At 67.5% G+C, this 9434-nt stretch carries 12 protein-coding genes; 11 read left to right on the plus strand and 1 reads right to left on the minus strand.

Annotated elements, in window-relative coordinates:
• Positions 1–99 precede the first annotated feature (99 nt).
• The 10 genes from ACP693_RS04420 (at position 100) to accD (ending at position 7624) form a co-directional block, all read left to right on the plus strand.
• Positions 100–900, plus strand: coding sequence for an undecaprenyl-diphosphate phosphatase (locus tag ACP693_RS04420; RefSeq protein WP_426018668.1), 801 nt, complete (start codon positions 100–102; stop codon positions 898–900).
• A 205-nt stretch (positions 901–1105) separates the two neighbouring features.
• Positions 1106–2029 carry a class I SAM-dependent methyltransferase gene (locus ACP693_RS04425; RefSeq protein WP_426018665.1) on the plus strand — a complete coding sequence of 308 codons (924 nt, stop codon included), beginning with the start codon at positions 1106–1108 and terminating at the stop codon, positions 2027–2029.
• A 34-nt stretch (positions 2030–2063) separates the two neighbouring features.
• On the plus strand, positions 2064–2813 hold the full coding sequence (locus ACP693_RS04430) for a pseudouridine synthase (RefSeq protein WP_426018663.1): 750 nt from the start codon (positions 2064–2066) through the stop codon (positions 2811–2813).
• Between the two features lie 18 nt (positions 2814–2831).
• Positions 2832–3095 (plus strand): type II toxin-antitoxin system Phd/YefM family antitoxin, encoded by a 264-nt coding sequence (locus ACP693_RS04435; protein ID WP_426018661.1) that lies wholly within the window; start codon positions 2832–2834, stop codon positions 3093–3095.
• Positions 3092–3505, plus strand: a complete 414-nt coding sequence (locus ACP693_RS04440; protein ID WP_426018660.1) for a type II toxin-antitoxin system VapC family toxin — start codon at positions 3092–3094, stop codon at positions 3503–3505. Before ACP693_RS04435 ends, ACP693_RS04440 begins: the two co-directional genes overlap by 4 nt.
• A complete protein-coding gene (locus tag ACP693_RS04445) occupies positions 3502–4143 on the plus strand; it encodes a phosphoribosylanthranilate isomerase (RefSeq protein WP_426018658.1) in 642 nt (213 codons plus the stop codon). The genes ACP693_RS04440 and ACP693_RS04445 overlap by 4 nt, the downstream gene beginning before the upstream one ends.
• Before the next feature lie 77 nt (positions 4144–4220).
• On the plus strand, positions 4221–5423 hold the full coding sequence (gene trpB / locus ACP693_RS04450) for a tryptophan synthase subunit beta (protein ID WP_426019630.1): 1203 nt from the start codon (positions 4221–4223) through the stop codon (positions 5421–5423).
• A complete protein-coding gene (locus ACP693_RS04455) occupies positions 5420–5884 on the plus strand; it encodes a hypothetical protein (protein ID WP_426018657.1) in 465 nt (154 codons plus the stop codon). The genes trpB and ACP693_RS04455 overlap by 4 nt, the downstream gene beginning before the upstream one ends.
• Positions 5881–6723, plus strand: a complete 843-nt coding sequence (trpA, locus tag ACP693_RS04460; RefSeq protein WP_426018654.1) for a tryptophan synthase subunit alpha — start codon at positions 5881–5883, stop codon at positions 6721–6723. The genes ACP693_RS04455 and trpA overlap by 4 nt, the downstream gene beginning before the upstream one ends.
• A 10-nt stretch (positions 6724–6733) precedes the next feature.
• Positions 6734–7624: an acetyl-CoA carboxylase, carboxyltransferase subunit beta gene (gene accD, locus ACP693_RS04465; protein WP_426018652.1), complete on the plus strand. Its 891-nt coding sequence runs from the start codon at positions 6734–6736 to the stop codon at positions 7622–7624.
• Here the strand turns inward: accD and ACP693_RS04470 are convergent.
• On the minus strand, positions 7579–8022 hold the full coding sequence (locus ACP693_RS04470) for a DoxX family protein (RefSeq protein ID WP_426018650.1): 444 nt from the start codon (positions 8020–8022) through the stop codon (positions 7579–7581). The two genes, accD and ACP693_RS04470, sit on opposite strands and share 46 nt — an antisense overlap.
• A 36-nt stretch (positions 8023–8058) precedes the next feature.
• On the opposite strand from ACP693_RS04470, the gene ACP693_RS04475 reads away from it, so the two are divergent.
• Positions 8059–9345 carry a bifunctional folylpolyglutamate synthase/dihydrofolate synthase gene (locus tag ACP693_RS04475; protein WP_426018648.1) on the plus strand — a complete coding sequence of 429 codons (1287 nt, stop codon included), beginning with the start codon at positions 8059–8061 and terminating at the stop codon, positions 9343–9345.
• Positions 9346–9434 lie beyond the last annotated feature (89 nt).

The raw sequence follows: 9434 nt of genomic DNA on the forward strand, positions 1-9434 counted from the left end.
AGCCAACCGCTCGCGGTCCCCTCGCCTAATCGGGGACGATTGCGCTAAGGCAGGGGCGAACCGGGCGCGTCGTGATCCCGGACCTGTTTCGGGGTTTTCATGTCGGACTGGCTGGCGGCCATCATCCTGGGTCTGGTCGAGGGGCTGACCGAGTTCATTCCGGTCTCGTCCACGGGCCATATGCTGCTGCTGGGCCATTTCATGGGGTTCGAGAGTTCGGGCAAGACGTTCGAGATCGTGATCCAGCTGGGCGCCCTGCTGGCCATCATCAGCGTCTATTTCAAACGGCTGTGGGCGCTGGCGACGCGCTGGCCGTTCGACCCGGAGGCGCGGCGGTTCCTGATCGGCCTGCTGGTCGCCTTCGCGCCCGCCGTGGTGATCGGCTTTTTGGCGTACGACTATATCAAGACGGTGCTGTTCGAGACGCCGCAGGTGGTGTGCGTGGCCCTGATCGTCGGGGGGGTGATCCTGCTGGCGCTGGACCGGATGGACAAGCGGCCCAAATGGCTGGACGCCGAGGCCTATCCGATGCGGATCTATTTCCTGATCGGCCTGTTCCAGTGCCTGGCCATGATCCCCGGCGTGTCGCGATCGGGCGCCACCATCGCCGGCGGCCTGCTGCTGAAGACCGACAAGCGGTCGGCGGCCGAGTTCAGCTTCTTCCTGGCCCTGCCCACCATGGGGGCGGCGGTGGCCTATGACCTGTTCAAGAACCACAAGACGCTGGATTTCAGCGACGTCGGCCTGATCGCCGTGGGCTTCGTCGTGGCCTTCCTCTCGGCGCTGGCGGTGGTGCGGTTCCTGCTGGATTTCGTGTCCAAGCGCGGCTTCGGCGTCTTCGCCTGGTGGCGGATCGTGGTCGGGGTCGTGGGGCTGGTGCTGTTGCAGGCGGGGTTCTGAGCATCAAAGGCCGTCACCCTCGGGCTTGTCCCGAGGGCCTACGGTTAGGCGATCTCGATGGCCTGAAGTTTCCGCGCCTTTGCGAAACGGCGTCGGCGAGTGTCCGCATTTGCAGTGGGCCCTCGGGACGAGCCCGAGGGTGACGGGATTGGGGGTAGGACTCCCCTGACTGGCGATTTTCGCCTTCACCCTCTAAGTGCGGGGCATGACCACGCTTCTCTATGGCCGCCCGCCTGTCGTTTTCGATCCGCCAAGCACTGGCGAGGGTGGGGCGACCCAGACCTCGCCCCTGATCCCGGATTCCGCTGCGCTGGAGGCGCAGGACCCCGGTTCGGCCGATACGGTGATGATCTACGCCCCGCCCGGCGTGCTGGAGCGGCGCTATGTCCTGGCCCTGGCGCTGAGGGCGCTGAAGGTCGGCGGGCGATTGGATGTCATGGCGCCCAAGGACAAGGGCGGCTCGCGCCTGGGCAAGGAGCTGAAGGCGTTCGGCGTCGAGGTCGCCGAGACGGCCAAGGCGCACCATCGCCGCTGCATCGTCTTCAAGCCCGAGACGGCGCAGGGGCTGGACGCGGCCATCGACGCCGCCATCGCCGCAGGCGGCCCGCAGTTCGTGCCGGGGCTTGAGGCCTGGTCTCAACCGGGGATTTTCGCCTGGGACCGGATCGACGCGGGGTCGGCGCTGCTGGCCGAACACCTGCCGCCGATGAAGGGCGAGGGGGTCGATCTGGGCTGCGGCTATGGCGCCCTGTCGATCGTGGTGCTGCGTTCGTCGGCGGTGACCAAGCTGAAGCTGGTCGATCTGGATCGCCGCGCCATCCGCGCCGCGCGCGAGAACGTCACCGACGAACGGGCCAAGGTCTGGTGGTCCGACGCCCGCACCCTGGAGGCCAAGGGCGACAAGGATTTCGTGGTCAGCAATCCGCCCTTCCACGACGGCGGGGCCGAGGACCGGCGGCTGGGCCAGGCTTTCATTCGCAAGGCGGCCGAACTGCTGAAGAAGGGCGGCGTCGCCTGGGTCGTGGCCAACCGTCACCTGCCGTATGAGGCGGAGCTGAATGCGGCGTTCAAACGGGTGCGGCTGGTGGCGGAAGCGGGCGGCTACAAGCTGTTCGAGGCGGTGAAGTGAGCAAGCGCTCAAGCAGCCCGAAGGGCGGTAGCGTATGAAAAAAGTCCCCACGTCGAGGGTCGACCGCCTGCTGGGCTCGATGGGCTATGGCTCGCGGGCCGAGATGGCGCGGATGGCCAAGGCGGGCGGGATCGTGCTGGACGGGGCGGACCTGACGGATGTGTCCAAACGCATTCCGGTGACGCGCGATCTGCCGACGCGGATGGAGATCGACGGCGAGCCGCTGGACCCCGTGCAGGGGTTGGTGATCATGCTGAACAAGCCGCTGGGCATGACCTGTTCGCACAAGGAAGAGGGGGCGCTGGTCTATGACATCCTGCCGGGACGGTGGCGGGCGCGCGATCCGGCCATCTCGACCATCGGGCGGCTGGACAAGCAGACGACGGGCCTGCTGCTGCTGACGGACGACGGCGACCTGCTGCACCGGGTGATTTCGCCCAAACGCCATGTGACCAAGGTCTATCGCGCCGGACTGGCGCGGCCGCTGGTGGGGACGGAAGGCGAACTGTTCGCGGCCGGGGAGCTGGTGCTGGAAGGCGAGGACAAGCCGCTGGCGCCCGCCGTGCTGGAGGTCGTGACGCCGACCGAGGCCCTGCTGACGGTAACCGAAGGGCGCTATCATCAGGTGCGGCGCATGTTCGCCGCCGCCGGAAATCACGTGGAGACCCTGCACCGCGAGCGGATGGGCGGACTGGCCCTGCCGGCCGATCTGGCGCCGGGACAGTGGCGGCTGCTGAGCCCGGACGAGATCGCGTCGATCTTTGTGGAACCGACCGGCGACTGATTGGACTTTTGGCGGCAGATGGCTATCTTGATGGCCATGTCCAGCTACTCCGTCGCCGAAGCCAAGAACAACCTGCCCAAGTTGCTGGATCGCATGCTGGCGGGCGAGGCCGTGACCATCACGCGGCGCGGCGTGCCTGTGGCGCGACTGGAGCCGGCGCAGGAGGTTGAGCCGACGTCAGGGCCGATGGACATGGACTGGCTGAAAAGGGTGCGGATCAAATCAGAAGCGTCGATGGATTCGGTGACGCTCCTGCGCCGGATGCGGGACGAAGAGGTTTGACCGTCTATCTGGACACCAGCGTCCTGATGTCCCTGTTTCAAACCGACAAGCACACCGAGCGCGCTTCGGCCTGGATCGCGGGCGTTGATGCCTTCGTCATGAGCAGTTGGACGCTTACAGAGTTTTCCTCCGCCCTGGCGGTGAAGACGCGTATGCGCAATTTGCTCGACAGGGATCGGCGCGAATTCGAACTGCAACTGGACCAATGGTTGAGAGGCAGGGTCGTCCTTTCGGTCCTTGATGGCGATATGGTGGAAGCGCGGCGCTTGGTGAGAAATGACGTGAGATTGCGCGCGCCCGATGCGCTTCATCTCGCGCTGGCGGCGAGGCATGGCTGTAGCCTCGCGACACTGGACGAGGACATGGCCAAGGTGGCGACCGACATCGGCCTGCAGGTACTCGTGCCATGACGACAAAGATCAAGATCTGCGGCCTTACCACGGCCGACACCCTGGACGCCGCTCTGGACGCCGGCGCCGATTTCGTCGGATTCGTGATGGTGAAGGCCAGTCCGCGATATGCCGGGCCAAGTCTGGCGAGCCGGCTGGTGGATCGGGCGCGAGGCCGGGCCAAGACTGTGCTGCTGTTTGCGGACATGGTCGGTCCTGAAATGGACGTTCTGGTCCATGATCTCCAACCCGACATGATACAGTTGCATGGGCGGGAGACGGCGCTGGAGGTTCGCAATGCGCGGATCGACTATGAAATCCCGGTGATCAAGGCGCGGGGGGTGTCCGGCGCGGAGGATCTGATCGGGCTGGACGCGATGGAGGCAGCGGCCAACCATTTGCTGCTGGATGCCAAGGCGCCCAAAGGGGCCAGCTACAGCGGGGGGCACGGCGTGGCTTTCGACTGGACCCTGCTGGCGGACCGGGTGTTCCGCCATGACTGGTTCGTGGCGGGGGGGCTGAACCCGGACAATGTGGCCGAGGCGCTGCGGATCACCGGGGCGCCCATGGTCGATGTGTCCTCTGGCGTGGAAAGCGCGCCGGGTGTTAAGGACGCCGACCGGATCGCGGCCTTCATCCAAAACGCACGCCGGACGTAATTACGACGCCTCCCTGCGTGAAAGTTGGACTCGTGAACGCTCAAATCCCCATCCAAGCCCCGACCTCTGGCCAGCCGTTGTCCAACGCCTACGCCTGGCCGGACGCGCAGGGCCGGTTCGGTCCCTATGGCGGGCAGTTCGTGGCCGAGACCCTGATGCCGCTGATCCACGAGCTGGATGCGGCCTATAAGGCGGCCAAGGCCGATCCGAGCTTCCAGGCCGAGCTGGACGGCTTCCTGACCCACTATGTCGGTCGTGAAAGCCCGCTGTATTTCGCCGAACGGCTGACCGAGCATTTCGGCGGGGCGCGGATCTGGCTGAAGCGCGAGGACCTGAACCACACGGGCGCGCACAAGATCAATAATTGCATGGGCCAGATCCTGCTGGCGCGGCGCATGGGCAAGACACGCATCATCGCCGAGACCGGCGCGGGTCAGCACGGCGTGGCGTCGGCGACCGTGTCGGCGCGCTTTGGTTTGCCCTGCACGGTTTACATGGGCGCGGTGGACGTGGAGCGGCAGCAGCCGAACGTGTTCCGCATGCGTCTGCTGGGCTCGGAAGTCTTCTCGGTCACAGCCGGCGCCGCGACCCTGAAAGACGCGATGAACGAGGCGATGCGCGACTGGGTCACCAACGTCTCGGACACCTATTACATCATCGGCACGGCGGCGGGTCCGCACCCCTATCCGGCCATGGTGCGCGATTTCCAGTCGGTGATCGGCAAGGAGATCAAGACCCAGTCGATGGCCCGGATGGGCAAGCTGCCCGAGGCTGTGGTGGCCTGTATCGGCGGCGGATCGAACGCCATCGGCGCCTTCCACCCCTTCATCGAGGACGAGGCTGTGCGCCTGATCGGGGTCGAGGCGGCGGGTCATGGGCTGGATACGCCGGACCACGCGGCGTCGCTGAAGGGCGGCCGGTCGGGCGTGTTGCACGGCAACCGGACCTATCTGCTGCAAGACGAGGACGGCAATATCGTCGAGGGCCATTCGATCTCGGCCGGGCTGGACTATCCGGGTATCGGGCCGGAGCACGCCTGGCTGCACGACATCGGCCGGGCGGAATATCGTTCGGCGACCGACAATGAGGCGCTGGAGGCGTTCCAGCTGTGTTCGAAGCTGGAAGGCATCATCCCGGCGCTGGAACCGGCCCACGCCCTTGCGCGGACCGGCGAAGTGGCGCGCGAAGTCGGCAAGGGCGGCGATGTCGTCCTGCTGATGTCGGGCCGCGGCGACAAGGACATCTTCCAGGTCGCCAAACATCTGGGAGTGGAACTGTGATCCGTAGTCTGCTTGCGGCGACCGCCGCGCTCGCCCTGTCCACCGCCGCTCAGGCCCAGACGCCTGCTCCGGCCTCACCTCAAGGCGGCCCGGCCGATGTCGGCCTGTTGACGGGCGCGGAGTTGGCGGCCGATTGCGGGGGGCTGAACAATCTGACGGGCCGGGCGTATTGCGTGACCGCGCAACTGGGCCAGATCGGCGCCCTGGCCGACGCCTATATCGCCGATCTGGAGACCAAGGGCTGGCTGGCGGCGGGCGGGGACGAGAACCGCGTGGTCCTTATCAAGCGCCGCGAGGCCGGCGGCTGCGACGGCATGCAGATGGTCGCCTTCTACGACACCACCAAGACCGCCGTCGCCGAACTGCCCGCCTATCTGGGCTTCGCCACCATCCCCGGCGACGTGTGCGCGGCTGCTGCTGCGACCCCGCCTGCCGCTCCCGCCGGATCGCCGCCGCAATGACCACCGCCCGTATCGACGCCCGTTTCGCCGCGCTGAAGGCCGAGGGCCGTGCGGCCTTCATTCCCTATGTGATGGGGGGCGATCCGTCGCGCGAGGAGGCGTTGGCGATCCTGAACGGCCTGCCCGGCGCCGGGGCCGACATCATCGAACTGGGCTTTCCGTTTTCGGATCCCATGGCCGAGGGGCCGCCGATCCAGCGGGCGGCGATCCGGGGCATGGCGGCCGGGTTCGGCCTGCGCTCGACCATGGATCTGGCCAAGGAATTCCGCAAAGGCGACGACGCCACGCCGGTCGTGCTGATGGGCTATCTGAACCCGATCGAGAGCCTGGGCTATGACGCCTTCGCCGCCTATGCCGCCGACTGCGGCATCGACGGCCTGATCGTCGTGGACTGTCCGCCCGAAGAGGCCGGGCCGCTGATCGAAGCGTTGGACAAGGTTTCGATCTCGCTGATCCGACTGGCCACGCCGACGTCGGACGACGAACGGCTGAAGATCGTGGTCCGGGGCACCTCGGGCTTCGTCTATTATGTGGCGGTCGCGGGCGTGACCGGCGTCAAGGAAGCGAACGCCGAGGTGGTGGCGCCGGCGGTGGAGCGGGTCCGCAAGGCCTCGGGCCTGCCGGTCGCGGTCGGCTTCGGGGTCAAGACGCCCGAAAAGGCCGCCGAGATCGCCCGCGTGGCCGATGCGGTCGTCGTCGGTTCGGCCCTGGTGGACGAGGTCGCCGCCGCGCTGGAGGCCGGCGAACCGGTCGCGCCGCGTGTGCTGGCCCGGGTGAAGGCGCTGGGCGACGCGGTTCGATCGGTCGTCAGTAGTGCTTCCGTGGCGGAAACCGTCTAAGAGCCCGCCCATGATCGACAAGAGCAAACCCCAGGAAAAGCGCGGCGGCTGGCTGAGCCGCTTTGCGCCCGGCGTCCGCAAGATCGTGTCGCGCCGCGACACCCCTGACAATCTGTGGGTCAAGGATCCCGATAGCGGCGAGATGCTGTATCGCTCGGATCTGGAGGCGTCCCTGTGGGTGACGCCGTCGGGCCGCCATATGCGGATCGACGCGCCGACCCGCCTGAAGGCCACCTTCGAGGGCGGCGTCTATGAGTCCATCGACACGCCGGACGTGCCGGAAGATCCGCTGAAATTCTCGGACGGAAAATCCTACAAGGATCGCCTGAGCGCCGCACGCAAGGCGTCGGGGCGCAAGGACACCATGGCCATCGGCTATGGCGTCGTCGGCGGCCAGGAGGCCGTTGTGATCGTGCAGGACTTCACCTTCATGGGCGGGTCGCTGGGCATGGCGGCGGGCGAGGCCTTCATCAAGGCCGCGCGCGAGGCCGTGGCCCGCAAGGTTCCGATGATCTGTTTCACCGCCGCCGGCGGCGCGCGGATGCAGGAAGGCGCCCTGTCGCTGATGCAGATGGCGCGGACGACCCTGGCCATCGAAGAGCTGAAGGATGCGAAACTGCCCTACGCCGTGGTCCTGACGGATCCGACGACGGGGGGGGTGACCGCCTCCTACGCCATGCTGGGCGACGTGCACTTGGCCGAGCCGGGCGCCCTGATCGGGTTCGCCGGTCCGCGCGTGATCGAGGCCACCATCCGCGAGAAACTGCCGCCGGGCTTCCAGCGCGCCGAATATCTGCAGGAAAAAGGCATGGTGGACCGGGTCGTGACCCGCGCCGACCTGCCGCGCACCCTGGGTCAGATTCTCTCCATGCTGATGGGCGGCACGCGCGCCGCCGCCTGACGCGTCCTGAAGGGCCAGTCGATCGCGGTCGAGGCCCACAGGCACCACCAGACGATGACCGGCTGAAGCAGCAGTCTCGGGCCATGATAGGCCAAACCCAAGTCCGTGCCTGACGCCAGCCCGTCCATCGCGTGCTGGATATTGGCTGGATAGACGCAGACCGCATAGAGGGCCAGCGCCCAGCCGGCGACGACACGCAGCCGCGGGATCATCAGCCCCGCCGCGCCCAGCAGCTCGGCGATCCCTGTCAGCGTCACGACCAGGGCGGGGTCCGACACCCAGTGCGGCGTGATCCGCACGAACGGGCCAGGAACCATCAGATGCAGCACGCCGGCGCCCAGGAAGACGGCCGCCAGGACGATGCGGGCCGCCGTTCTGATGTGCGGCCTGGAAGTCATGTCGCGGTTCTCGAAATCAGGGGCTAAAGGAGGCGGATGGATCCCGTCTCCGAACGTCTACGTGCGCGCCACCCCCAGCGGATCGACCTGTCGCTGGAAAGAATGCGCGTGCTTTGCGCCGCCCTGGGCGATCCGCAACACAAGTTGCCGCCGGTGATCCATGTGGCGGGCACCAACGGCAAGGGCTCGACCGTCGCCCTGATCCGCGCCATCGCCGAGGCGGCGGGGCTGAAGGTCCACGCCTATACCTCGCCCCATCTGGTGCGGTTCAACGAGCGGATACGGCTGGCCGGCAAGCTGATCGAGGACGAGGCGCTGAACGCCATCCTGGACCGGATCGAGGCCGTGATGGCCGACACGAACAGCGAGGCCACGGTGTTCGAAAGCACCACCGCCGCCGCCTTCCTGGCCATGGCCGAAACGCCGGCCGACCTGGCCATCATCGAGGTGGGCCTGGGCGGGGTGCTGGACGCGACCAATGTGATCGAACGGCCGCTGCTGAGCGTGATCACCCCCGTCGATTACGACCATGCGGAGTTTCTGGGCACGGACCTGGCGGGGATCGCCTCGGAAAAGGCGGGGGTGCTGAAGGCCGGGGCGCCGGCCGTGATCGCGCGCCAGCGCGAGGAGGCGATGGCGGCCATCGAACGTCGCGCCGCCGATGTCCATGCGCGGCTGACGGTGCTGGGGGTCGATTTCGACGCCTGGGCCGAGCGGGGCGGGTTGGCTTTCCAGACGGCTGAACTGTTCATGGATCTGCCGGCGCCGGCGCTGGCGGGGGCGCACCAGATCGACAATGCGGCCCTGGCCGTGGCGGCGGCGGTTGAACTGGATTTGCCGGAAACCGCCATCGCCGAGGGGCTGAAGGCCGTGCGCTGGCCCGCGCGGCTCCAACGGATTTCGGCCGGACCTTACGGCGAGGCGGCCAGAGCGGCCGAGGCCGAACTGTGGCTGGACGGGGGCCACAATCCCCATGCCGCAAAGGCCCTGGCGGCGTTTCTGGCCGAGCGTCAGGCGCGCGCGCCGCGTCCGCTGGCCCTGATCTGCGGCATGTTGTCGAACAAGGATGCGGGCGGTTTCTTCGCCGCCTTGAAGGACAGCCAGGCGACGGTGTTCACCGTCGGCTTCGACGGGGCGTCGGCCGACCCGGCAGCTCTGGCGGCCGTGGCGCGCGGTCATGGACTGGCGGCGACGCCGGCGGGGTCGGTGGGTGACGCGCTGGACCTGGCGTTGAGGCTGGGAGCCGGCCGCATCGCGATCTGTGGGTCGCTGTATCTGGCGGGAGAAGTGCTGGGGGCGAGCCGGGAGACCTGGCCGGACTGACAGATCTCCCTCCCCTTCATGGGGAGGGGCGGCGAAGCGAAGCGTAGCCGGGGTGGGGAATTCAGGACCTCGCTCACGCCCTCTCGGGC

The organism is Brevundimonas sp. TWP1-3 (assembly GCF_049896085.1).
Taxonomy (GTDB): Bacteria; Pseudomonadota; Alphaproteobacteria; order Caulobacterales; family Caulobacteraceae; genus Brevundimonas.